The organism is Peristeroidobacter soli (assembly GCF_004138485.1).
Classification (GTDB): domain Bacteria; phylum Pseudomonadota; class Gammaproteobacteria; order Steroidobacterales; family Steroidobacteraceae; genus Steroidobacter; species Steroidobacter soli.
The window spans coordinates 1144278-1165021 of the sequence record NZ_ML142848.1 but is presented as its reverse complement, the minus strand read 5'-3'; the positions used below and the strand labels follow the sequence as shown (position 1 = coordinate 1165021).

Genomic DNA, 20744 nt, shown 5'->3' with positions numbered 1-20744 from the left:
TACAATCCCGCGCCTTTGATTTGGCCGGCGTCGACCATCCTCCGCCCGCCAGTCACCCGGATTTAGTCAGGCCGCCTTAGCGAACAGCTAGGCGGCTTCGTGTTCTCTTTAGGAATCATTAGGTTATGGCCAGTATCAGTCAGCTCGTCCGTAAGCCGCGCACTTCGCCGAATTACAAGACGAAGGTGCCCGCGCTCGCCGCATGCCCGCAGAAGCGCGGTGTCTGCACGCGCGTGTACACCACGACGCCGAAAAAGCCGAACTCCGCCCTGCGTAAGGTCGCCAAGGTGCGCCTGACCAATGGCTTCGAGGTCATCAGCTACATCGGCGGCGAAGGCCACAACCTGCAGGAACACTCGGTGGTGCTGATCCGCGGCGGTCGTGTGAAAGACCTCCCCGGTGTGCGCTATCACACGGTGCGCGGCACCCTCGACTGCGCGGGCGTCAACGACCGCCGTCAGGGCCGTTCGAAGTACGGCGCGAAGCGCCCGAAGAAATAACCGGCGCCACCCACCCTCGAAATTTTTGAAGGTAGTACCTCATGTCTCGTAGAGCCTCGGCCCCGACCCGCACGATTCTTCCCGATCCGCGTTTCAACAGCCTGCTGCTGGCCAAGTTCGTCAACATGGTCATGGAGCGCGGCAAGAAGTCGGTCGCGGAAAAGATCGTGTACGGCGCGGTCGATCGCATCACCGAGAAGACCGGCAAGCCGAACGAGCAGTCGATCGAGCTGCTGACCCAGGCGCTGGACAACGTGAAGCCGACGGTCGAGGTGAAGAGCCGCCGCGTCGGTGGTGCCACCTACCAGGTGCCCGTTGAAGTTCGCTCGGCTCGCCGCCAGACATTGGCCATGCGCTGGCTGATCGAAGCCGCTTCGGCGCGCAGCGAGAAGTCGATGGCTCAGCGCCTCGCCGCCGAACTGCTCGATGCTTCCGAAAACCGTGGTTCGGCTGTGCGCAAGCGTGAAGACACGCATCGTATGGCGGAAGCGAACAAGGCGTTCGCTCACTACCGCTGGTAAAGGGCACCCCACGAAATCGCGTGAGCTCCGTGCTAACTGGACCGGTTTGTGGAGCGATTTCGCGGGGACCCCGCCAGAATCATCGGAATTTAAGAGACCCTAGTGGCCCGTACTACGCCCATCGAACGCTATCGGAACATCGGCATCTCTGCCCACATTGACGCGGGCAAGACGACGACGACCGAGCGCATTCTTTTTTACACGGGCGTATCGCATAAGATCGGTGAAGTGCATGACGGCGCGGCCGTCATGGACTACATGGAACAGGAGCAAGAGCGCGGCATCACCATCACCGCCGCCGCCACGACCTGCTTCTGGAAGGGGATGGAAAACAACTTCCCCGAACATCGCATCAACATCATCGACACCCCGGGCCACGTCGACTTCACCATCGAAGTCGAGCGCAGCCTGCGCGTGCTCGACAGCGCCGTAGCCGTGTTCTGCGCGGTGGCCGGCGTGCAGCCGCAGTCCGAAACGGTCTGGCGGCAGATGAACAAATACAAAGTGCCGCGCATCGCGTTCGTCAACAAGATGGACCGCGCCGGCGCCAATTTCCTGCGTTGTGTCGAGCAGATCCAGCAGCGCCTGCGCGGCAATGCCGTGCCGATTCAGCTGCCGATCGGCGCCGAAGACAAGTTCGTCGGCGTGGTCGATCTGATCCGCATGAAGGAGATCTGGTGGGACGACGCCACCCAGGGCACGCGCTTCGAGCACCGCGATATTCCCGCCGACATGCTGGAGCAGTGCGAGGAGTGGCGCGCCAAGATGATCGAGGCCGCGGCCGAAGCCAACGAGACATTGCTGAACAAATATCTCGAAGGCGGCACGCTCAGCGAAGACGAGATCAAGCAGGGCCTGCGCGAACGTTCGATCCGTAACGAGATCGTGGTTTGCATGTGCGGCTCGGCGTTCAAGAACAAAGGCGTGCAGGCGATGCTCGATGCCATCATCGAGTTCATGCCCTCGCCGGTGGAAATGCCGCCGGTCAAAGGCCTGCTGCCCGATGGCAAGGAAGGCACGCGCAAGGCCAGCGACGAGGAGCGCTTCTCGGCGCTCGCGTTCAAGATCCTCAACGATCCGTTCGTCGGCAACCTGACGTTCTTCCGCGTGTACTCCGGCGTGCTCAACTCCGGCGACACCGTGAGCAATCCGGGCAAGGGCAAGAAGGAGCGCATCGGCCGCTTGCTCCAGATGCACGCCAACGAGCGCAGCGAGATCAAGGAAGTCCGCGCCGGCGACATCGCCGCTGCCGTGGGCCTGAAGGACGTGATCACGGGCGACACGCTGTGCGACCCCGATCATTCCATCCAGCTGGAAAAGATGGACTTCCCCGAGCCGGTGATCTCGGTGGCGGTCGAGCCCAAGACGCTCGCCGACCAGGAGAAGATGGGCCTGGCCCTGCAGCGCCTGGCGAAGGAAGACCCGTCGTTCCGTCTGTCGAGCGATCCGGAGTCCGGTCAGACCATCATTGCCGGCATGGGCGAGCTGCACCTGGAAATCATCGTCGATCGCATGAAGCGCGAGTTCAAGGTGGAAGCGAACGTGGGCAAGCCCCAGGTCGCCTACCGCGAGACCATCCGCGCCAAGGTCGACCAGGAAGGCAAGTTCGTGCGTCAGTCCGGCGGCCGCGGCCAGTACGGACACGTGTGGATCACGCTCGAGCCGAACGAGACCGGCAAGGGCTTCGAATTCGTCAATGGCATCGTCGGCGGTGCGGTTCCGAAGGAATACATCCCGGCGGTCGAAAAGGGCATCAAGGAAGCGACCGCGAATGGTGTTCTAGCCGGCTATCCGGTGGTGGACGTCAAAGCAACGCTGTTCGACGGCTCGTATCACGACGTCGACTCGAACGAAATGGCGTTCAAGATCGCAGGCTCCATGGCGTTCAAGGACGCGATGTCCGCCGCCAAGCCGGTGATCCTCGAGCCCATCATGAAAGTGGAAGTGGTGACGCCGGAAGATTATTACGGCGACATCGTGGGCGACCTGAACCGCCGTCGCGGTCAGATCGTCGGCATGGAAGATTCCATCTCCGGCAAGGTCGTGACGGCGGAAGTGCCGTTGGCCGAGATGTTCCAGTACTCCACGTCCATGCGCTCCATGAGCCAGGGCCGTGCCACGTACACGATGGAGTTCGCCAAGTACATGGAAGTGCCGACCAACGTCGCCAATGTGATTACCAAGAAGGGCTGACGCCACGCATTCGTGCGCCAGCAACAGACATCGTCAGCTTTTTAAAGTTATAGATAGAGGAACGCCGCCGTGGCCAAAGAGAAATTTGAACGCACCAAACCGCACGTGAACGTAGGCACCATCGGCCACGTCGACCATGGCAAGACCACGTTGACGGCCGCGCTGACGAAGGTGATGGCTGAGAAGCACGGCGGTGAGTTCAAGGCGTACGACCAGATCGACAAGGCGCCTGAAGAGCGCGCCCGTGGTATCACGATCGCGACGGCGCACGTGGAGTACACCTCGGATGCGCGTCACTACGCGCACGTGGACTGCCCGGGCCACGCCGACTACGTGAAGAACATGATCACTGGCGCGGCGCAGATGGACGGCGCGATTCTGGTGTGCTCGGCCGCTGACGGCCCGATGCCGCAGACGCGCGAGCACATCCTGCTGGCCCGCCAGGTGGGCGTGCCGTACATCGTGGTGTTCCTGAACAAGGCGGACATGGTGGATGACGCCGAGCTGCTCGAGCTGGTGGAAATGGAAGTGCGGGAGCTGTTGAGCAAGTACGACTTCCCTGGCGACACGACCCCGATCGTGAAGGGTTCGGCGCTGAAGGCGCTGGAAGGCGATCAGAGCCCGATCGGCGTGCCGGCGGTGGTGCAGCTGGTGGCGGAGATGGACAAGTACATTCCGGTGCCGGAGCGTGCGATCGACGGCGCGTTCCTGATGCCGGTGGAAGACGTGTTCTCGATCTCGGGCCGCGGCACGGTGGTGACGGGTCGAATCGAGCGCGGCATCGTGAAGGTGAACGACGAAGTTGAAATCGTCGGCATCCGTCCGACGACGAAGACGACCTGCACGGGCGTGGAAATGTTCCGCAAGCTGCTGGACCAGGGCCAGGCGGGTGACAACGTGGGCGTGCTGCTGCGTGGCACGAAGCGCGAAGAAGTGGAGCGCGGCCAGGTGCTGTGCAAGCCGGGTTCGATCAAGCCGCACACGCAGTTCGAAGCTGAGGTGTACGTGCTGACGAAGGAAGAGGGCGGTCGTCATACGCCGTTCTTCAAGGGCTATCGTCCGCAGTTCTACTTCCGTACGACGGACGTGACGGGTGCGTGCGAGCTGCCGGAAGGCGTGGAAATGGTCATGCCCGGCGACAACATCAAGATGGTGGTGGAGCTGATTGCGCCGATCGCGATGGAAGAAGGCCTGCGCTTCGCCATCCGTGAAGGCGGCAAGACGGTCGGCGCCGGCGTCGTCGCCAAGATCATCAAGTAATCAATTTAACGGGCGCCGGCGGAACCAACCCTCCGGCGTTTCAAGAGATTTGCAACCATGGCAACGAACCAGAACATCCGCATCCGTCTCAAAGCGTTCGATCATCGTCTGATCGACAACTCGGCGCGCGAAATCGTCGAGACCGCCAAGCGCACGGGTGCCACCGTCAAGGGTCCGGTGCCGCTGCCGACCAAGATGGAGCGCTTCACCCTGCTGGTCTCCCCGCACGGTGACAAGGACGCGCGCGACCAGTACGAAATCCGCACCCACAAGCGCCTGATGGACATCCTGAACCCGACGGACAAGACCGTCGACGCGCTGATGAAGCTGGAACTGCCGGCCGGCGTGGACGTGCAGATCAAGCTGAACTAAGAGTTCGCTCGGGTCGCCGGCTGACGCCGGCGCTCCTCGCGAGCAGAGTGTGTTTTGTTTGCGGGTTTCGCCCGCAAACCCGGGAAGGAAGGCAGCCGGCTCCGCCGGCGCCGTAGGGACCGCAGCCGCTGGCGCCGTAGTAAGCGAAGAGCGTCGGAGCCGCAGCAAGCGCAGCCGCTGGCAAACTGCGCCGGCAGCTTCAAGGAAAGGCTCTCCTTTTGGGCGCGGGCGAAGCCCGCAACTAAAATCAAAGGAAAGCGGCCGGTTATGCCGGCAAGCACGGGAAAGGCCGGCAACCGGCGACAGGGACGAAAAGCTGGCGTAAGTCAGCAAGGCGCTTGCAAAGTCGGTCTACCTGACTATAATGCGCGCCTCTTTGCGCCGAGGTCTGGCCCTGACGGGGTACCGCTCGAGCGGCATGATCGGAAGTCTCCGGTCGTTCCCCTCGAATTCTCCCGTCGCCGATTTCACTGCAGAAGTCAGTTTTACCGTTCGCGGCCAATCGTAGTCGCGGGCGTTGGATCAGCGCGGTGTCGCACTGAACCGGTCATGAGCCGGGGCAGGCGGTGTCGCCGTAATTAACGAGGAATCACGATGAGCGCTGCCAAGACCCCGGGTCTGGTCGGTCGAAAGGCGGGTATGACGCGCGTCTACACGGAAGCGGGTGAAGCCGTTCCTGTGACCGTCATCGAAGCCGTGCCGAACCGCGTCACGCAGGTTCGTACGCTGGAAGCCGATGGCTATCGCGCCATCCAGGTCGCGGTCGGCGATCGCAAGGCGTCGCATACCAACAAGTCCCTCACGGGTCACTACGCCAAAGTCAAAGTCGCTCCCGGCAAGCAGCTGGTCGAGTTTCGTTTGAAGGGCGAGGACCTGAAGGATGTCGCCGCGGGCTTCGAGCTCAAGGTCGACGCGTTCGAAGTGGGCCAGGTCGTCGACGTGACCGGCACCACCATCGGTAAGGGCTTCGCCGGCACCATGAAGCGCCACAACTTCGGCGGTCTGCCGGCCTCGCACGGCGTGTCCGTGTCGCACCGTTCGCCTGGCTCCATCGGCCAGCGTCAGACCCCGGGTCGCGTGTTCCTCGGTAAGCGCATGTCCGGCCACATGGGCCAGGTCCGTCGCACCATCGAGAACCTCAAGGTCGTGCGCGTCGATGCCGAGCGCAACCTGATCCTGATCAGCGGTGCCGTTCCGGGTGCCGAGGGCGGTCAGGTGATCGTGCGTCCGTCGGTGAAGGCTGCTGCGCAACTGCGCCGCAAGCGCATTGCTCCGGCGAAGAAGTAAGAGTAGTCGCCCATGAACCTCAAACTCATCAGCAAAGGCGCGCAGGCTCAGGACGTTCAGGTCTCCGACACGACGTTCGCCCGCGAGTACAACGAATCCCTGGTGCACCAGATCATCGTCGCCTATATGGCGGCCGGTCGTGCGGGCACCAAAGCGCAGAAGACCAAGGCCGAAGTGCGCGGCGGCGGCATCAAGCCGTGGCGCCAGAAGGGCACCGGTCAGGCGCGTGCCGGCTCCATCCGCAGCCCGATCTGGGTTGGTGGTGGTCGCGCATTCGCCGCCAAGCCGCGTGACTTCGCGCAGAAAGTGAATCGCAAGATGTATCGCGCCGGTCTGCAGGCCATGTTGTCGCAGCTGGCCCGTACCGATCGCTTGCAGGTCGTCAACGGCATCGAGCTGGAAGCGCCGAAGACCAAGCTGCTGCTGCAGAAGCTCAAGGAACTGAACCAGGGCGACAACGTGCTGGTGCTGGTCGAGGCCTTCGACGAGAAGTTGGAACTCGCCTCGCGCAACCTGCCGTATGTCGACGTGTTGCCGGTGAGCGCGCTCGATCCGCTGAGCCTCGCTCGTCATGACCAAGTGCTCGCGACGGTCGGTGCCGTTCGCCTGCTCGAAGAGAGGCTCGCATGAGTCAGGAAAAACTGATGAACGTGCTGCTCGGACCCCATGTGTCCGAGAAGAGCGCGCGTATCGCCGAGACGGCGAACCAATTCGTGTTCCGCGTGCGTCGCGATGCCACCAGCAGCGACATCAAGGCCGCGGTCGAACTGATGTTCGAAGTCAAAGTGGCGGACGTGAACGTCGTGAACGTCGGCGGCAAGCAGAAGCGCTTCGGCCAGCGGCTCGGTCGCCGGCAGGACTACAAGAAGGCTTATGTGCGCCTGGCCCCGGGTCAGAGCATCGACCTGACCGGTACCGAGGCCTAACGGCCCACCGGCAACATCAGGAAATCAGTCATGGCATTGATCAAGTCAAAACCGACCTCGCCGGGCCGCCGCTTCCAGGTGAAGATCTCGCGCGATCACCTGCACAAGGGTGGTCCCGAGACGTCGCTGGTCACGCACAAGAACTCGACCGGCGCGCGCAACCACTTCGGCCGTCAGACCGTGCGCCACCAGGGCGGCGGTCACAAGCAGAAGTACCGCGTCATCGACTTCTTGCGCGATAAAGACGGCATCGCCGGCAAAGTTGAGCGCATCGAATACGATCCGAACCGCACCGCGCATCTCGCGCTCGTGCTGTACAAGGATGGCGAGCGTCGCTACATCATCGCGGCCAAGGACATGGCTCCTGGCGATGCCGTGATGTCGGGCGCCGAAGCTCCGATCAAGGCTGGCAACGCGATGCAGCTGCGCCACATTCCGATCGGCAGCACGATTCATTGCATCGAGCTGAAGCCCGGCAAGGGCGCGCAGCTCGCTCGCAGCGCCGGCGGCTCGGCCCAGCTGGCTGCTCGCGAAGGCATGTACGCGACGATCCGTCTGCGCTCCACCGAGATGCGCAAGGTGCACGTCGACTGCCGCGCGACCATCGGTGAAGTTTCTAACGGCGAACACAACCTGCGCAGCTACGGCAAGGCCGGTGCGATCCGTTGGCGCGGCATCCGCCCGACGGTGCGCGGTGTGGTCATGAACCCGGTCGATCACCCGCACGGTGGTGGTGAAGGTAAGTCCGGCCAGGGTAATCCGCATCCGGTGAGCCCATGGGGTTGGAACACCAAGGGCAAGAAGACGCGTCGTAACAAGCGCACGGCGGGCATGATCATCCGCCGCCGTAATTGAGCTTAAGAGGATAGCAACGTGCCTCGTTCCGTAAAGAAAGGTCCGTTCGTCGACTTGCACCTCGCCAAGAAGGTGCGCGTCGCCGCCGAGAAGAACGATCGTCGTCCGATCAAGACCTGGTCGCGCCGTTCGATGATCCTGCCGGATTTCGTCGGCCTGACGCTGGCTGTGCACAACGGCCGCCAGCACATTCCCGTGCTCGTGTCCGAGAACATGGTCGGTCACAAGCTGGGTGAGTTCGCACCGACGCGTACCTTCAAGGGTCACTCGGGCGACAAGAAGAGCTCGGCGGAGTAATTGCAATGCAAGTCGCTGCCAAACTGAAGTACGCGCGCATTTCTCCGCAGAAGTGCCGCCTGATCGCGGACTTGATCCGCGACAAGCCCGTCGGCCTCGCGTTGAACACGCTGAAGTACACGCCGAAGAAGGGCGCGCGCCTCGTGTTGAAAGTTCTCGAGTCGGCCGTGGCCAACGCCGAGAACAACCTGAGCGCGGATGTGGACGAGCTGAAGGTGCAGACCGTCACTGTCGACACCGCCCCCGTGCTGAAGCGTTTCCACGCGCGCGCCAAGGGCCGCGGCAATCGGATCTGGAAGCGCAACAGTCACATCATCGTGACGGTCGGCGACGGTAAGAGCGAGTAAGAACCATGGGTCAAAAAGTCAATCCGGTCGGCTTCCGCCTCGGCATCACCCGTGAGTGGACCTCGAAGTGGTATGCCTCGACCAAGAATTTTCCGTCGCACGTGTACACCGACTTCCAGGTGCGCGAGCTGCTGAAGAAGAAGCTGGCCGAAGCGTCGGTGAGCCGCATTCAGATCGAACGCGCCGCGCGCAAAGTGAACATCACCATTCACACCGCGCGTCCCGGCATCGTGATCGGTAAGAAGGGCGAGGACATCGAGAAGCTGCGCGGTCAGGTCTCGAAGCTGATGAAGATGCCGACGTCCGACGTGCGCATCAACATCGCCGAGATCCGCAAGCCCGAGCTCGATGCGATGCTGGTTGCCGAAGGCATTGCTCAGCAGCTCGAGCGTCGCGTGATGTTCCGTCGTGCCATGAAGCGCGCCGTGACCAACACCATGCGCATCGGCGCGCTGGGCATCAAGGTACGTGTTGCGGGCCGCTTGAACGGCGCCGAAATCGCACGTACCGAACAGTACCGCGAAGGCCGCATCCCGCTGCACACGCTGCGCGCGGACATCGACTACGGTCTCGCCGAAGCCCGCACCAACTACGGCGTCATCGGCGTCAAGGTGTGGATCTTCAAGGGCGAAGTGTTCAACACGCAGGAACAGCCGGCTGAGTCGGCTGAAGGCCAGGCGCAGGCTGCTGAAGCCACTGCCTGAGGTAACCGATCATGATGCAACCCAAACGCACTAAGTACCGCAAGGCGTTCAAGGGCCGCAACGCCGGCCTCGCGCAGAGCGGTAACTATGTCGCCTTCGGCGACTACGGCCTGAAGGCCACCAGCCGCGCGCGCATGACTGCGCGTGAGTTGGAAGCCGCGCGTCGTGCCATGACCCGTTACGTGAAGCGTGGCGGTCAGGTGTGGATCCGTGTGTTCCCGGACCTGCCGATCACCAAGAAGCCGCTGGAAGTCCGAATGGGCTCCGGTAAGGGCAACGTCGAGTACTACGTCGCCAAGATCAAGCCGGGCAAGGTGCTGTTCGAGATGGAAGGCGTGACCGAGAGCATCGCTCGCGAAGCGTTCCGTCTGGCTGCCTCCAAGCTGTCGGTCGACACGCAGTTCGTGACCCGCCAGGTCCGGTAAGAGATAGACCATGAGCACCGCCAAAGAATTGCGCGCCAAATCGCCCGCCGACCTGCAGAAAGAGCTGCTGGAGCTGCGTCGCGAACAGTTCAATCTCCGCATGGCCCGCGCCACCGGCCAGGCCGCGAAGCCGGACCAGTTCAGCAAGGTCCGTCGCAACATCGCGCGCTTGAAGACCGTGGCTGGCGAACAGCGCCGCGCCAAAGGTAGTAAGTAAACATGAGCACCGCTAAGACCAAGGCTGCGCGTCAGCTGACCGGTAAGGTCGTCAGCAACAAGATGCAGAAGACCATCACGGTCTCTGTCGAGCGCTATGTGCCGCACCCTCAGTACGGCAAGTATCAGCGCCGCTCGACTCAGTTTCTCGCTCACGACGAGAACAACGAAAGCCGTGAAGGCGACACCGTGGCCATCGAAGAGTGCCGCCCGCTGTCGCGTCACAAGTCCTGGCGTCTGGTGAAGATCGTCCAGCGCGCCGTGCAGGTTGAAGCCGTGGAGGCCGCGCCATGATCCAGATGCGCACGTTGTTGAATGCCGCTGACAACAGCGGTGCCCGCAGCCTGATGTGCATCAAGGTGCTCGGTGGCTCGAAGCGTCGCTATGCGACGGTCGGCGATGTCATCAAGGTCAGCATCCGTGATGCGATCCCGCGCGGCAAAGTGAAGAAGGGCGAGGTCTATGACGCCGTGGTGGTGCGCACCAAGTTCGGTGTGCGTCGTGCCGACGGCTCGCTGATCCGCTTCGACGGCAACGCCGCGGTGTTGCTGACCAACAAGCTGGAGCCGGTGGGCACCCGTATCTTCGGACCCGTGACTCGTGAGCTGCGTACCGCGCAGTTCATGAAGATCATTTCGCTGGCTCCCGAAGTTCTTTGAGAGTTGGGTCATGAACAAGATTCGTAAGGGTGACGAAGTCGTCGTGACCACCGGCCGAGACAAAGGCCGCCGTGGCACGGTGACCAAAGTTCTCGAAGGCCGCGTGGTCGTCGAGGGCATCAATATGGTCAAGCGGCACACCAAGCCGAACCCGCAGCGTAACGTGCAGGGTGGCATCGTCGAGAAAGAAACCTCGATCGATCTGTCCAACGTGGCGTTGTGGAATCCCGTGACGAAGAAGGGTGACCGCGTGGGCATCCGTACGCTTGCCGACGGCAAGAAAGTGCGCTTCTTCAAGTCCAACAAGGAAACCGTCGACGCCTAATGTCCATAGATATGGGCGTCGGAGCGGGTCCACAAAGGTTAAACGAAGATGGCTAAGGCAAGACTCGAACAGTATTACCGCGACACGATCGTGTCCCAGCTCAAAGAGACGCTGGGCCTCGCGAACGTCATGGAAGTGCCGAAGATCACCAAGATCACGGTCAACATGGGCGTCGGCGAAGCGGTCGCGGACAAGAAGATCATGGACAACGCGGTCGGCGATCTCACCAAGATCACCGGTCAGAAGCCGTTGGTGACGCGCGCGCGCAAGTCGGTTGCGACCTTCAAGGTCCGCGACGGTCTCGCGATCGGCGCCAAGGTGACTCTGCGCGGCGCGCGCATGTATGAGTTCCTGGATCGTCTGGTGAGCATCGCGATGCCTCGTATCCGCGACTTCCGCGGTGTGAGCGCGCGCTCCTTCGACGGCCAGGGCAACTACAACTTCGGCGTCAAGGAACAGATCATCTTCCCGGAAATCGCATACGACCAGATCGATGCGATCCGGGGCATGGACATCACGATCACCACGACCGCCAAGGACGACAAGTCCGGCCGCGCGTTGCTGGAAGCGTTCAATTTTCCGTTCCGCAAGTAACGGCGGGAGTTAGGTTATGGCCAAGACATCGATGGTCAATCGCGAAGAAAAGCGTGCGAAGCTCGTCAAGCGCTACGCCGCCAAGCGCGCGAAGCTGAAAGAGATCATTCGCAAGCCGACTTCCACGCCGGCAGAACGCGAAGCTGCTGTCGCTCAGTTGCAGGCTCTGCCGCGCGACTCGAGCAAGAGCCGCCAGCGTAATCGCTGCGCAATCACCGGCCGTCCGCGCGGTTTCTACCGCAAGTTCGGATTGGGCCGCACCAAGCTGCGCGAAGCGACCATGCGCGGCGAAATTCCGGGCCTCGGCATGGCCAGCTGGTAACAGCTGGTACCTCTGGAGCACGCATAAATGAGCATGACGGATCCGATCGCCGACTTCCTGACCCGTATTCGTAACGGGCAGTCTTCTGGCAAAGCCGAAATCAACGCGCCGACTTCCAAGGTGAAGGTCGCGATTGCCAAGGTGCTGAAGGACGAAGGCTATATCGAAGATTTCTCCGCAACCGACGTCGAGGGCAAGCCGACGCTGGCGGTACAGCTGAAGTACTACCAGGGCCGCCCGGTCATCGACCGCCTGGAGCGCATCAGCCGCCCCGGCCTGCGCGTCTACAAGGGGAAGGACGAGCTGCCTTCCATCCTGGGCGGACTGGGTATTGCCATCGTTTCCACGTCTAAGGGCGTGATGACCGATCGCCAGGCACGCGCTGCGGGCCACGGCGGCGAAGTCATCTGCGTCGTTTCCTAATAGGGACGCACAGCAATGTCTCGAGTAGCAAAACAGCCGGTCCCACTGCCGCAAGGCGTGACCGCCACCATCAGCGCCGACGCCATCAGCGTCAAAGGCGCGAAGGGCACGCTGAGCCTCGCGCTCAATGCCCGCTTGGTGAAAGTGGTGCAGGACGCCTCGACGCTCAAGGTCGAGAAGGCCAACGACGGTCGCGAAGCCGACATGGTCGCGGGCTCGACGCGCGCGCACCTGGCGAACATCGTGCTCGGTGTCAGCAAGGGCTATGAGCGCAAGCTCGAGCTGGTCGGCGTCGGTTACCGCGCCGCTGCGCAGGGCAAGAACCTGAACCTCACGCTGGGGTTCTCGCACCCGGTCGTCTACACGGCGCCCGAGGGCATCACGATCGAAACGCCGAGCCAGACCGAAATTCTGGTCAAGGGTTCGGACGTGCAGAAGCTCGGCCAGGTCTGTGCCGACATCCGCGCGTTCCGTCCGCCGGAGCCGTACAAGGGCAAGGGCGTGCGCTATGCCGGCGAGAAGATCGAACTGAAGGAAGCCAAGAAGAAGTAAACATCGGCGCCGCTGGGTTCCGAATGGAATACCAGGGTGCAACGGTTACTTTTTAGAGATTTTATTTATGAACAAAAATGCTCAACGACTGCGCCGCGCGATCCGCGCTCGCGCCAAGATCCGCGAACTGAAGGTTCTGCGGCTGTCGGTGCATCGCACGTCTCAGCACATCTACGCGCAGATCTTCGACACCGAGTCGAAGGTGCTGGCGCAGGCGTCGACCTTGCAGAAGGACGTGCGCGAGGGTTTGACAGGCACCGGCAATTCGACTGCCGCTGCCGCCGTCGGCAAGGCAATTGCCGAGCGTGCCAAGGCGAAGGGCATCACGAAAGTGGCCTTCGATCGTTCCGGCTTCAAGTTCCACGGTCGTATCAAGGCGCTGGCCGATGCCGCGCGTGAAAACGGTCTGGAATTCTAAGAGAGACACCCATGGCAAGAGTTGAAAAGAACCAGGCGGGCGACGAGTACATCGAAAAGCTCGTCGCGGTGAATCGCGTCGCCAAAGTCGTGAAGGGTGGCCGTCAGTTCGGCTTCACCGCGCTGACCGTGGTCGGCGACGGACGCGGCAAGGTCGGCTTCGGTTACGGCAAGGCGCGTGAAGTGCCGGTCGCGATCCAGAAGGCGATGCAGGCGGCCCGCAAGAACCTGTCGAACGTGTCGCTGAAGAACGCGACGTTGCACTTCGCGGTGCACGGCCGTCACGGCGCAACACGCGTGTTCATGCAGCCGGCCGCCGACGGTACCGGCTTGATCGCGGGCGGCGGCATGCGCGCCGTGTTCGAGTGTGCCGGCGTGCGCAACGTGCTCGCGAAGAGCTACGGCTCGCGTAACCCGATCAACATCGTGCGCGCCACGATGAATGCGTTGAACAGCGCGCAGTCGCCCGATGACATCGCGGCGAAGCGTGGCAAGCGCGTGGAAGAGATCCTGGGCTGAGCCCGGCGATCACTCACGCGCCCTCATAGAAGTAGGAAGTCGTCATGGCAAGCAACAAGGGCTACAAGGTCACGCTCGTGAAGAGCGTCTTCGGCCAGCTCAAGGCTCATCGCGCCACCGTGCGCGGTCTGGGTCTGCGCCGGATTCGTGACACCGTGACTGTGTCGGACACGCCGGAAATTCGCGGCATGCTGAGCGCCTCGCGCCACTTGCTGAAAGTCGAAGAGGTGAAGGGCTAATGAGTACCGAAACCATGCGCCTCAATGAAATTTCGCCCGCTCCGGGCAGCAAGAAGACGCGTCTGCGCGTCGGTCGCGGCGCTTCCGCCGGCCAGGGTAAGACCTGCGGCCGCGGCGTGAAGGGTCAGCGCGCCCGTAAGGGTGGTTATCACAAGGTCGGCTTCGAAGGCGGCCAGATGCCCCTCCAGCGCCGGCTGCCGAAGTTCGGCTTCCGCTCCAGGATTGCCCCGACCGTCGCCGAAGTGCGCCTGTCGGAGCTTGCAAAGGTCAAAGGCGACGTCATTGATCTGGACGTCCTGCGCGCCACCAACCTGGTGCCGGAGTTCGCCCAGCGTGCACGCATCGTGTTGTCGGGTGGTATCAGCCGCGCCGTGACCATCAAGGGCGTGCACCTGACCAAGGGCGCCAAGGCTGCCATCGAGGCGGCTGGCGGCAAGATCGAAGCGCTCGAGGCTGCCAAGTAAGCAGCCTCTGACGCCGCGATCGTAACGATTCACTGAACGACAAGGACTCCGTGGCCACCAAACCCGCCACCGCTGCGTCTCTGTCCGCCTTCGGCGAGATGACCCGCTTCGCAGAGCTGCGACAGCGGTTGTTCTTCTTGCTGGGCGCGTTGATCGTGTATCGCATCGGCACGTTCATTCCAGCGCCGGGTATCGACCCGGTGGCGCTCGCCCGCTTCTTCCAGGAGCAGAAGGGCACCATCCTGGACATCTTCAACATGTTCTCGGGCGGCGCGCTGCAACGCCTGTCGATCTTCGCGCTGGGCGTCATGCCCTACATCTCCGCGTCCATCATCATTCAGATGATGGCGGTGGTCGTGCCGTCGCTGGCCGCGATCAAGAAGGAAGGCGAGTCGGGCCGTCGCAAGCTGACGCAGTACACGCGTTACGGCACGGTGATTCTGGCGGCGGTGCAGGGCGCTTCGGCGTCGATCGCGTTCCAGAATCAGGGCGTGGTGTTGCAGCCGGGTCCGCAGTTCGTGTTCGTCGCGACCATGACGCTGATCGCCGGCACCATGTTCCTGATGTGGCTGGGCGAGCAGATCACCGAGCGCGGTCTGGGCAACGGCATTTCGATGATCATTCTGGCCGGTATCGTGGCGGGCTTGCCCGCGGCTATCGGCGGTACTTTGGAACTGGTGCGCACCGGTGAAATCAACGCGGCGCTGGCGCTGGTGCTGTTCATCATGGTGATCGCGGTGACCGCGTTCGTGGTGTTCGTGGAGCGCGGCCAGCGTCGTATCCAGGTGAACTACGCGAAGCGTCAGCAGGGCCGTCGTCTGTACGCCGGTCAGAGCACTCACCTGCCGTTCAAGTTGAACATGTCGGGCGTGATTCCGCCGATCTTCGCCTCCAGCCTGTTGCTGTTTCCGGCGACGATCGCCAGCTGGGGCGGCAGCTCGGGCAATTTCGCCTGGCTGCAGAACGTGTCCGCGGCGCTGACCCCGGGTCAGCCGGCACACATGATCCTGTACGGCGGTCTGATCATTTTCTTCAGCTTCTTCTACACCGCGCTGGTGTTCAACTCGCGCGAGACCGCGGAGAACCTGAAGAAGTCGGGCGCCTTCATTCCGGGCATCCGCCCGGGTCAGCAGACCGGTGAGTACATCGACAAGGTGCTGACGCGGTTGACGGTGTGGGGTGCGCTGTACGTGACCATCGTCTGCTTGCTGCCTGAGTTCCTGATCTCGCGCTTCAGCGTGCCGTTCTACTTCGGTGGTACCTCGCTGCTGATCATGGTGGTGGTGATCATGGACTTCCAGGCGCAGGTCGCGGCACACCTCATGTCGCACCAGTACGAGGGCCTGATGAAAAAGGCCAATCTGCGCGGTTACGGCCGCCCGGGTCAGCAGAATTAGTCAGCATTTGATGGCGGGCGCGTGAGCGATCCGCGGGAGTGAGTCATGAAGGTCCGTGCATCAGTCAAGAAGATCTGCAAGAACTGCAAGGTCGTGCGCCGCCGCCGCGTGGTGTACGTAATCTGCTCCGACGCGCGACATAAGCAGCGTCAGGGGTGAGGCCGGATGTCTTCGCGAGGACACTTAACGTGTCGTCGCGCCGGCCGAACGACCGTACACGGAGGTACGGGCTGGCCGAGGCTCCAGGGACGGCTGCTCGAGACGCGCTTTAGATCTTTTTAAAGCATTGAGTTACTGGGTTTTTTAGTTTAAAGTTCCGCGCTTTTCGTCGCGGGGAGTAGTCCGCAGATGGCTCGCATTGCCGGCGTCAACATTCCGATGAACAAGCATGTGTGGGTTGGCCTCACACATATCTACGGTATTGGCCGCACTCAGGCTCAGAAGGCCTGTGAGACCGCGGGCGTCAAGCTGAACACGCTGGTGAAGAACCTCACCGACGCGGAAGTGGCTGCGCTGCGTTCGGCGATCGGCAAGCTCACCGTCGAAGGCGACCTGCGCCGCGAAGTGTCCATGAACATCAAGCGTTTGATGGACCTCGGTTGCTACCGCGGCATCCGTCATCGCCGTGGCCTTCCGCTGCGTGGTCAGCGTACGCGCACCAACGCCCGCACCCGTAAGGGTCCGCGTAAGGCGGCGGTGAAGATGAACACCCCGGCCGGCAAGGCCTAAGAGATAGTTATGGCTGAACAGAAGCAACAGGGCCAGGGCGGCGCCAAGGGTGGCGCTCGCAAGAAGGTCAAAAAGCATGTGACCGATGCGATTGCCCACGTGCACGCGTCGTTCAACAACACCATCGTCACGATCACCGATCGTCAGGGCAACACCCTGTCGTGGGCGACCAGCGGTGGTTGCGGTTTCCGCGGTTCGCGTAAGAGCACGCCGTTCGCCGCACAGGTTGCCGCCGAGAAGGCCGGCACCGCCGCTCAGGAGCACGGCGTGAAGATGGTGGAAGTGCGCGTCAAGGGCCCCGGCCCGGGCCGCGAGTCCGCTGTCCGCGCGCTCAACGCCTGCGGTCTGAAGATTACAAACATTTCCGACGTCACGCCGATCCCGCACAACGGCTGCCGTCCGCCCAAAAAGCGCCGCGTCTGACGCGTCGCTAAGGAAGTCGCATGGCTCGTTATCTTGGTCCGAAGTGCAAGCTGTCCCGCCGCGAAGGCACCGACTTGTTCTTGAAGAGCGGCGTCAAGTCGCTGGAATCGAAGTGCAAGCTGGAAGTGCCGCCGGGCGGCATCAAGGGTGAGCGTCGTGGTCGTTTGTCCGACTACGGCCTGCAGCTGCGCGAGAAGCAGAAGCTGCGCCGCATGTACGGCGTCCTTGAAAGACAGTTCCGCAACTACTACATCAAGGCCACCGGTCGTCCGGGCGCGACGGGTTCGACCCTGTTGCAGCTCCTGGAAGGCCGTCTCGACAACGTGGTCTACCGCATGGGATTCGCCGCCACGCGCAGCGAAGCCCGTCAGCTGGTCAGCCACAAGTCGATCTCGGTGAATGGCGAAGTGGTGAACATCCCTTCGTACCAGTGCAGCGCCGGCGACGTGATCGCGGTTCGTGACAAGGCGCAGAAGCAGCTGCGCATCCAGACCGCGTTGCAGATCAAGTCCCAGGTCGGGTTCCCGGCATGGGTTGAGGTCGATGAGAAGAAATTTACCGGCACGTTCAAGCAGCTGCCCGACCGCGAAGAGATTCTGCCCGAGATCAACGAGAACCTCGTGGTCGAGTTGTATTCGAAATAAGTTTGCGTTGGGGGCGGATGTTAAATCCGCCTCCAGCCCATATCTTCCGGGGATCGATATCTGATTTATCCCCAACACTTACCTAAACAGGTGAATGGTCCATGCAGGCATCCGTTGGCGAATTCCTGAAGCCTCGCGTCGTCAAAGTGACTCCCACGACCGCCAAGCAGGCGAAAGTCGTGATCGAGCCGTTTGAGCGCGGCTTCGGACACACGCTGGGTAACGCCCTGCGCCGCGTGCTGTTGTCTTCCATGCCGGGCTGCGCGATCACCGAAGCGGAGATCGATGGCGTGCTCCATGAGTACACCAGCATCGAGGGCGTGCAGGAAGACGTCGTCGACATTTTGTTGAATCTGAAGCAGGTCGCGATCCGCTTGAACGCGCGTGAAGAGACCGAGCTGCGCCTCCACAAGAAGGGCCCGGGCCCCGTGACCGCGGGCGACATCCAGCTCGACCACGACGTGGAAGTGCTGAACACCGACCTCGTGATCGCGAATCTGACGAAGGCTGGTGAACTGAATATGACGCTCAAAGTGGAGCGCGGCCGCGGTTACCGTCCGGCCATCCAGCGCGCCACGTTCGAAGAGTCCAGCGGCCCGATCGGCCGTCTGCAGCTCGATGCGTCGTTCAGCCCGATCCGCCGCGTGACCTACACGGTCGAGAGCGCGCGCGTCGAGCAGCGCACGAACCTGGACAAGCTGATCCTGGACATCGAGACCAACGGCACGATCGATGCGGAAGAAGCCATTCGCCGCGCCGGTTCGATCCTGAAGGATCAGCTGTCGGTGTTCGTGGATCTGCAGGGCCAGGACGAGGGCGCGTCGAAGGCTGCCGAGCAGCAGTTCGATCCGATCCTGTTGCGTCCGGTGGACGAGCTCGAGCTCACGGTTCGCAGCGCGAACTGCTTGAAGGCCGAGAACATCCATTACATCGGCGATCTCGTGCAGCGGACCGAAGTGGAGCTGCTCCGTACTCCGAACCTCGGCAAGAAGTCGCTCACCGAGATCAAGGAAGTCCTGGAGAGCCACGGCCTGTCGCTCGGCATGCGCCTGGACAACTGGCCGCCGGTCAGCCTCAAGCGCGATGACGATAGAGACGTCATCTAAAGACTAAACCCGGGGCTCACGATGTGAGCCCCGGTTCTGTGTAAGGACCTAGAACAATGCGTCACCAACTCTCCGGCCGGCAGCTCAGCCGCAATGCCCCGCATCGCCAGGCGATGCTCCGTAACATGGCGGCCTCGCTGCTGCGTCACGAGACCATCCGCACCACGGTGCCGAAGGCCAAGGAATTGCGTCGTGTGGTCGAGCCGTTGATCACGCTCGGCAAGGACGACAGCGATGCCAACCGCCGCCGTGCGTTCTCCCTGCTGCGCGACGCCGAAGTGGTCGTGAAGCTGTTTGAAACGCTTGGCCCCCGCTTCCAGACGCGTCCGGGCGGCTACACCCGCATCCTGCGCATGAACCCGCGTCCGGGCGATGCCGCTGAGATGGCGCTCATGCAGCTGCTGGATCAGCCAGAGCTGGCCGATGCCGAAGCCGCTCCGTCGACCGAAGGCGAAGAGGCCGCACCGAAGAAGAAGGCTGCTTCCAAGAAGAAGGCCGCTTCCAAGCGCGTGACCAAGAAGGCCGTGAAGTCCGACGCTGAGAAGGCCGAGAAGAAGGCCAAGGCCGAGACCAAGGCCGCCGCCAAGGCGAAGAAGGTCGAGGCTGCCGCCGCGAAGAAGTCTGCCAAGAAGACTGCCGCGCCGAAGAAGAAGGCCGGCGGCGCTGCCAAGAAGAAAGCAGCCGCGAAGAAGTGAGCTTGCGCCGCGCCTGACGCGGCGTGCGCCGACGAAACAAAAGGCCCTGGGCGCAAGCTCAGGGCCTTTTTCTGTTGAGACGATGGTTGCCGAAGCGATGGTGACGACGGCCCGCCCGGGATGGCTCTCGTCCCGGTTAGGCGCCGGCTTCCGGATCGGGCGTGTCGCTGGATGAGATGTGCAGGTACTGCCCGCCGGACTCCTCGGCCATCGTCTCCAGCGCTTTGCTGCTGGAACGGTCGTCCAGGGAGATCGTGTTGATCACCGTGCCGGTGCTTTCGTTGTCGTTGCCCGAGAAAGAAAAGAACCTCGCGAGCGAGCCCCACAGCGACGTGCTGCCGCCGTCTCGCAATCGTTGGGCGTCCGACGGCGTGAAGTCGTACAGCTCGCCGTCGGTGAGAAAGTAAACCGCGTCGGGCTTGCCGCCCAGCGAAAAGACGCGTTCGAACGCCGGCTTCGGATACGTGCCGCCGTCGGGATGGATGCCGGAGATCCAGTTGACGACCGAGGCGATGTTGTCCGCGCTCGCATCCATCCAGCCGGACTGACCCGGCGGCTCGGCGACGCTGGAAGAAAACAGCACGACGAAGAACTGTGCCTGCGAAGTGAGTGCCTGCAGCGACGCGAACAGCTCGCGTGTGCACGTCGCCCAACGCGTGCCCGCCATGGAGCCGGACATGTCGAGGATGAACGCGAAGCGTCGGCCACTGGCCTGCTGACCGAAGAACGCGGTGGTTGCCGAGCCGGCCTTGTTCTTAGCCGCTGCTTTCGCGTTTCGCGTCGCCTGTTTCGTGGCTGGAGCATTTGCCGGCGCTGCTTTCTTGAGCAGCTTCGATGCAAGCGCGGAACCGCCGCTCGACTTGCCGATAGGTTGCCATTGCCAGGTGAATTCCGCCGTCGCACCGGTGGCTTCGTCGCGGGCGGTCAATTTTCCCGGCGTGCCGGCTGGGCCCGCGGGAATCACGGCAATCGTGATCGCTCCGTCCTCGCGCAATGTTTTCTGATACGAGAGCTGCTCGATCCTTACGCTGATCGGATGACCGGCCGCGCTGCTCACCGTGCAGCCGAAGGATCGATTCCCGCTCAGTTCCACCACGCGCCATTCGAAGTTCAACGACGCATCGTTGTTTGCTCCTTCGACAGGCTCGATGGCGACTGGCCCGCTCGCGGCAGGTGCCGCTGGTGCCGATGCCGGCGGCGGCATCGCCGCCTTCGTGACATCAGCGGCTGCCGGCGCGGTCGGTGTGGACGCGGGCGCGGGTCGCGATTGCGTCTGCGACCGTTGCTGCTGGGGCGATTGCGGAGGTCGTTGCTGATTCATGAGTGCCACTGC

General features: G+C 62.5%; 32 protein-coding genes and 1 pseudogene. 32 read left to right on the top strand and 1 reads right to left on the bottom strand.

The window, feature by feature from the left end:
* The first annotated feature begins 125 nt into the window (after positions 1 to 125).
* The 32 genes and pseudogenes from rpsL to rplQ all read left to right on the top strand — a co-directional run.
* Entirely contained in the window at positions 126 to 500 is a 375-nt protein-coding gene (rpsL, locus tag EKO19_RS04825) for a 30S ribosomal protein S12 (protein ID WP_129644597.1), read from the top strand.
* A 41-nt stretch (positions 501 to 541) separates the two neighbouring features.
* Complete coding sequence (rpsG, locus tag EKO19_RS04820) at positions 542 to 1021, top strand: 30S ribosomal protein S7 (protein WP_116808904.1); 480 nt, start codon at positions 542 to 544, stop codon at positions 1019 to 1021.
* 102 nt (positions 1022 to 1123) lie between these two features.
* The gene (gene fusA, locus EKO19_RS04815; RefSeq protein WP_129775244.1) at positions 1124 to 3214 is read left to right on the top strand and encodes an elongation factor G; all 2091 of its coding nucleotides are present in this window, start codon (positions 1124 to 1126) and stop codon (positions 3212 to 3214) included.
* A 69-nt stretch (positions 3215 to 3283) separates the two neighbouring features.
* On the top strand, positions 3284 to 4474 hold the full coding sequence (gene tuf, locus EKO19_RS04810) for an elongation factor Tu (protein WP_129775243.1): 1191 nt from the start codon (positions 3284 to 3286) through the stop codon (positions 4472 to 4474).
* 57 nt (positions 4475 to 4531) lie between these two features.
* Entirely contained in the window at positions 4532 to 4846 is a 315-nt protein-coding gene (gene rpsJ / locus EKO19_RS04805) for a 30S ribosomal protein S10 (protein WP_129644601.1), read from the top strand.
* 594 nt (positions 4847 to 5440) lie between these two features.
* Complete coding sequence (gene rplC, locus EKO19_RS04800) at positions 5441 to 6133, top strand: 50S ribosomal protein L3 (protein WP_129775242.1); 693 nt, start codon at positions 5441 to 5443, stop codon at positions 6131 to 6133.
* Between the two features lie 12 nt (positions 6134 to 6145).
* Positions 6146 to 6763 (top strand): 50S ribosomal protein L4, encoded by a 618-nt coding sequence (rplD, locus tag EKO19_RS04795; RefSeq protein ID WP_129775241.1) that lies wholly within the window; start codon positions 6146 to 6148, stop codon positions 6761 to 6763.
* On the top strand, positions 6760 to 7059 hold the full coding sequence (gene rplW / locus EKO19_RS04790) for a 50S ribosomal protein L23 (protein WP_129775240.1): 300 nt from the start codon (positions 6760 to 6762) through the stop codon (positions 7057 to 7059). Before rplD ends, rplW begins: the two co-directional genes overlap by 4 nt.
* A gap of 30 nt (positions 7060 to 7089) precedes the next feature.
* Positions 7090 to 7914 (top strand): 50S ribosomal protein L2, encoded by an 825-nt coding sequence (gene rplB / locus EKO19_RS04785; protein ID WP_129775239.1) that lies wholly within the window; start codon positions 7090 to 7092, stop codon positions 7912 to 7914.
* Between the two features lie 18 nt (positions 7915 to 7932).
* Positions 7933 to 8211, top strand: coding sequence for a 30S ribosomal protein S19 (gene rpsS / locus EKO19_RS04780; RefSeq protein WP_129775238.1), 279 nt, complete (start codon positions 7933 to 7935; stop codon positions 8209 to 8211).
* Positions 8212 to 8216: 5 nt separating this feature from the next.
* Positions 8217 to 8558: a 50S ribosomal protein L22 gene (gene rplV / locus EKO19_RS04775; RefSeq protein ID WP_129775237.1), complete on the top strand. Its 342-nt coding sequence runs from the start codon at positions 8217 to 8219 to the stop codon at positions 8556 to 8558.
* 5 nt (positions 8559 to 8563) lie between these two features.
* Positions 8564 to 9262, top strand: coding sequence for a 30S ribosomal protein S3 (gene rpsC, locus EKO19_RS04770; RefSeq protein ID WP_129775236.1), 699 nt, complete (start codon positions 8564 to 8566; stop codon positions 9260 to 9262).
* Between the two features lie 11 nt (positions 9263 to 9273).
* The gene (rplP, locus tag EKO19_RS04765; RefSeq protein ID WP_129775235.1) at positions 9274 to 9687 is read left to right on the top strand and encodes a 50S ribosomal protein L16; all 414 of its coding nucleotides are present in this window, start codon (positions 9274 to 9276) and stop codon (positions 9685 to 9687) included.
* Positions 9688 to 9697: 10 nt separating this feature from the next.
* Complete coding sequence (gene rpmC, locus EKO19_RS04760; protein WP_129775234.1) at positions 9698 to 9904, top strand: 50S ribosomal protein L29; 207 nt, start codon at positions 9698 to 9700, stop codon at positions 9902 to 9904.
* Positions 9905 to 9906: 2 nt separating this feature from the next.
* Positions 9907 to 10197, top strand: coding sequence for a 30S ribosomal protein S17 (gene rpsQ / locus EKO19_RS04755; protein ID WP_129775233.1), 291 nt, complete (start codon positions 9907 to 9909; stop codon positions 10195 to 10197).
* Positions 10194 to 10562, top strand: a complete 369-nt coding sequence (gene rplN, locus EKO19_RS04750) for a 50S ribosomal protein L14 (RefSeq protein ID WP_129775232.1) — start codon at positions 10194 to 10196, stop codon at positions 10560 to 10562. The genes rpsQ and rplN overlap by 4 nt, the downstream gene beginning before the upstream one ends.
* A gap of 10 nt (positions 10563 to 10572) precedes the next feature.
* On the top strand, positions 10573 to 10887 hold the full coding sequence (gene rplX / locus EKO19_RS04745) for a 50S ribosomal protein L24 (protein WP_129775231.1): 315 nt from the start codon (positions 10573 to 10575) through the stop codon (positions 10885 to 10887).
* Positions 10888 to 10935: 48 nt separating this feature from the next.
* Positions 10936 to 11481, top strand: coding sequence for a 50S ribosomal protein L5 (gene rplE / locus EKO19_RS04740; protein ID WP_129775230.1), 546 nt, complete (start codon positions 10936 to 10938; stop codon positions 11479 to 11481).
* Between the two features lie 16 nt (positions 11482 to 11497).
* Positions 11498 to 11803, top strand: coding sequence for a 30S ribosomal protein S14 (rpsN, locus tag EKO19_RS04735; RefSeq protein WP_129775229.1), 306 nt, complete (start codon positions 11498 to 11500; stop codon positions 11801 to 11803).
* A 27-nt stretch (positions 11804 to 11830) separates the two neighbouring features.
* The gene (rpsH, locus tag EKO19_RS04730) at positions 11831 to 12226 is read left to right on the top strand and encodes a 30S ribosomal protein S8 (RefSeq protein WP_129775228.1); all 396 of its coding nucleotides are present in this window, start codon (positions 11831 to 11833) and stop codon (positions 12224 to 12226) included.
* A 15-nt stretch (positions 12227 to 12241) separates the two neighbouring features.
* Positions 12242 to 12778, top strand: a complete 537-nt coding sequence (gene rplF, locus EKO19_RS04725) for a 50S ribosomal protein L6 (RefSeq protein ID WP_129775227.1) — start codon at positions 12242 to 12244, stop codon at positions 12776 to 12778.
* 67 nt (positions 12779 to 12845) lie between these two features.
* On the top strand, positions 12846 to 13196 hold the full coding sequence (gene rplR, locus EKO19_RS04720; protein ID WP_129775226.1) for a 50S ribosomal protein L18: 351 nt from the start codon (positions 12846 to 12848) through the stop codon (positions 13194 to 13196).
* A gap of 11 nt (positions 13197 to 13207) precedes the next feature.
* Complete coding sequence (rpsE, locus tag EKO19_RS04715; protein WP_129775225.1) at positions 13208 to 13714, top strand: 30S ribosomal protein S5; 507 nt, start codon at positions 13208 to 13210, stop codon at positions 13712 to 13714.
* 44 nt (positions 13715 to 13758) lie between these two features.
* Positions 13759 to 13953: a 50S ribosomal protein L30 gene (rpmD, locus tag EKO19_RS04710; RefSeq protein ID WP_129775224.1), complete on the top strand. Its 195-nt coding sequence runs from the start codon at positions 13759 to 13761 to the stop codon at positions 13951 to 13953.
* Between the two features lie 14 nt (positions 13954 to 13967).
* Positions 13968 to 14417 (top strand): 50S ribosomal protein L15, encoded by a 450-nt coding sequence (rplO, locus tag EKO19_RS04705; protein ID WP_129775996.1) that lies wholly within the window; start codon positions 13968 to 13970, stop codon positions 14415 to 14417.
* Positions 14418 to 14515: 98 nt separating this feature from the next.
* Positions 14516 to 15814: a preprotein translocase subunit SecY gene (gene secY, locus EKO19_RS04700; protein WP_129775995.1), complete on the top strand. Its 1299-nt coding sequence runs from the start codon at positions 14516 to 14518 to the stop codon at positions 15812 to 15814.
* 45 nt (positions 15815 to 15859) lie between these two features.
* Positions 15860 to 15973 carry a 50S ribosomal protein L36 gene (rpmJ, locus tag EKO19_RS04695; protein ID WP_116808875.1) on the top strand — a complete coding sequence of 38 codons (114 nt, stop codon included), beginning with the start codon at positions 15860 to 15862 and terminating at the stop codon, positions 15971 to 15973.
* Positions 15974 to 16162: 189 nt separating this feature from the next.
* Positions 16163 to 16543 (top strand): 30S ribosomal protein S13, encoded by a 381-nt coding sequence (gene rpsM, locus EKO19_RS04690; protein ID WP_129775223.1) that lies wholly within the window; start codon positions 16163 to 16165, stop codon positions 16541 to 16543.
* 9 nt (positions 16544 to 16552) lie between these two features.
* On the top strand, positions 16553 to 16966 hold the full coding sequence (gene rpsK, locus EKO19_RS04685; protein WP_129775222.1) for a 30S ribosomal protein S11: 414 nt from the start codon (positions 16553 to 16555) through the stop codon (positions 16964 to 16966).
* 20 nt (positions 16967 to 16986) lie between these two features.
* Entirely contained in the window at positions 16987 to 17610 is a 624-nt protein-coding gene (rpsD, locus tag EKO19_RS04680) for a 30S ribosomal protein S4 (RefSeq protein ID WP_129775221.1), read from the top strand.
* A 101-nt stretch (positions 17611 to 17711) separates the two neighbouring features.
* Positions 17712 to 18716: a DNA-directed RNA polymerase subunit alpha gene (locus EKO19_RS04675; protein ID WP_116808871.1), complete on the top strand. Its 1005-nt coding sequence runs from the start codon at positions 17712 to 17714 to the stop codon at positions 18714 to 18716.
* Positions 18717 to 18772: 56 nt separating this feature from the next.
* Positions 18773 to 19165: pseudogene (gene rplQ, locus EKO19_RS39085) on the top strand (50S ribosomal protein L17); the annotation flags it as partial.
* Between the two features lie 382 nt (positions 19166 to 19547).
* On the opposite strand, the gene EKO19_RS04665 reads toward rplQ, so the two are convergent.
* A complete protein-coding gene (locus EKO19_RS04665) occupies positions 19548 to 20732 on the bottom strand; it encodes a vWA domain-containing protein (protein ID WP_129775219.1) in 1185 nt (394 codons plus the stop codon).
* Positions 20733 to 20744: the final 12 nt, after the last annotated feature.

Excerpts from the sequence above, each read along its gene's own strand:
- rpsL (WP_129644597.1), top strand. The coding sequence starts at position 126 with ATGGCCAGTATCAGTCAGCTCGTCCGTAAGCCGCGCACTTCGCCGAAT.
- rpsG (WP_116808904.1), top strand. The coding sequence starts at position 542 with ATGTCTCGTAGAGCCTCGGCCCCGACCCGCACGATTCTTCCCGATCCG.
- rpsJ (WP_129644601.1), top strand. The coding sequence starts at position 4,532 with ATGGCAACGAACCAGAACATCCGCATCCGTCTCAAAGCGTTCGATCAT.
- rplC (WP_129775242.1), top strand. The coding sequence starts at position 5,441 with ATGAGCGCTGCCAAGACCCCGGGTCTGGTCGGTCGAAAGGCGGGTATG.
- rplD (WP_129775241.1), top strand. The coding sequence starts at position 6,146 with ATGAACCTCAAACTCATCAGCAAAGGCGCGCAGGCTCAGGACGTTCAG.
- rplW (WP_129775240.1), top strand. The coding sequence starts at position 6,760 with ATGAGTCAGGAAAAACTGATGAACGTGCTGCTCGGACCCCATGTGTCC.
- rplB (WP_129775239.1), top strand. The coding sequence starts at position 7,090 with ATGGCATTGATCAAGTCAAAACCGACCTCGCCGGGCCGCCGCTTCCAG.
- rplV (WP_129775237.1), top strand. The coding sequence starts at position 8,217 with ATGCAAGTCGCTGCCAAACTGAAGTACGCGCGCATTTCTCCGCAGAAG.
- rpsC (WP_129775236.1), top strand. The coding sequence starts at position 8,564 with ATGGGTCAAAAAGTCAATCCGGTCGGCTTCCGCCTCGGCATCACCCGT.
- rplP (WP_129775235.1), top strand. The coding sequence starts at position 9,274 with ATGATGCAACCCAAACGCACTAAGTACCGCAAGGCGTTCAAGGGCCGC.
- rpmC (WP_129775234.1), top strand. The coding sequence starts at position 9,698 with ATGAGCACCGCCAAAGAATTGCGCGCCAAATCGCCCGCCGACCTGCAG.
- rpsQ (WP_129775233.1), top strand. The coding sequence starts at position 9,907 with ATGAGCACCGCTAAGACCAAGGCTGCGCGTCAGCTGACCGGTAAGGTC.
- rplN (WP_129775232.1), top strand. The coding sequence starts at position 10,194 with ATGATCCAGATGCGCACGTTGTTGAATGCCGCTGACAACAGCGGTGCC.
- rplX (WP_129775231.1), top strand. The coding sequence starts at position 10,573 with ATGAACAAGATTCGTAAGGGTGACGAAGTCGTCGTGACCACCGGCCGA.
- rplE (WP_129775230.1), top strand. The coding sequence starts at position 10,936 with ATGGCTAAGGCAAGACTCGAACAGTATTACCGCGACACGATCGTGTCC.
- rpsN (WP_129775229.1), top strand. The coding sequence starts at position 11,498 with ATGGCCAAGACATCGATGGTCAATCGCGAAGAAAAGCGTGCGAAGCTC.
- rpsH (WP_129775228.1), top strand. The coding sequence starts at position 11,831 with ATGAGCATGACGGATCCGATCGCCGACTTCCTGACCCGTATTCGTAAC.
- rplF (WP_129775227.1), top strand. The coding sequence starts at position 12,242 with ATGTCTCGAGTAGCAAAACAGCCGGTCCCACTGCCGCAAGGCGTGACC.
- rplR (WP_129775226.1), top strand. The coding sequence starts at position 12,846 with ATGAACAAAAATGCTCAACGACTGCGCCGCGCGATCCGCGCTCGCGCC.
- rpsE (WP_129775225.1), top strand. The coding sequence starts at position 13,208 with ATGGCAAGAGTTGAAAAGAACCAGGCGGGCGACGAGTACATCGAAAAG.
- rpmD (WP_129775224.1), top strand. The coding sequence starts at position 13,759 with ATGGCAAGCAACAAGGGCTACAAGGTCACGCTCGTGAAGAGCGTCTTC.
- rplO (WP_129775996.1), top strand. The coding sequence starts at position 13,968 with ATGCGCCTCAATGAAATTTCGCCCGCTCCGGGCAGCAAGAAGACGCGT.
- secY (WP_129775995.1), top strand. The coding sequence starts at position 14,516 with ATGACCCGCTTCGCAGAGCTGCGACAGCGGTTGTTCTTCTTGCTGGGC.
- rpmJ (WP_116808875.1), top strand. The coding sequence starts at position 15,860 with ATGAAGGTCCGTGCATCAGTCAAGAAGATCTGCAAGAACTGCAAGGTC.
- rpsM (WP_129775223.1), top strand. The coding sequence starts at position 16,163 with ATGGCTCGCATTGCCGGCGTCAACATTCCGATGAACAAGCATGTGTGG.
- rpsK (WP_129775222.1), top strand. The coding sequence starts at position 16,553 with ATGGCTGAACAGAAGCAACAGGGCCAGGGCGGCGCCAAGGGTGGCGCT.
- rpsD (WP_129775221.1), top strand. The coding sequence starts at position 16,987 with ATGGCTCGTTATCTTGGTCCGAAGTGCAAGCTGTCCCGCCGCGAAGGC.
- EKO19_RS04675 (WP_116808871.1), top strand. The coding sequence starts at position 17,712 with ATGCAGGCATCCGTTGGCGAATTCCTGAAGCCTCGCGTCGTCAAAGTG.
- EKO19_RS04665 (WP_129775219.1), bottom strand. The coding sequence starts at position 20,732 with ATGAATCAGCAACGACCTCCGCAATCGCCCCAGCAGCAACGGTCGCAG.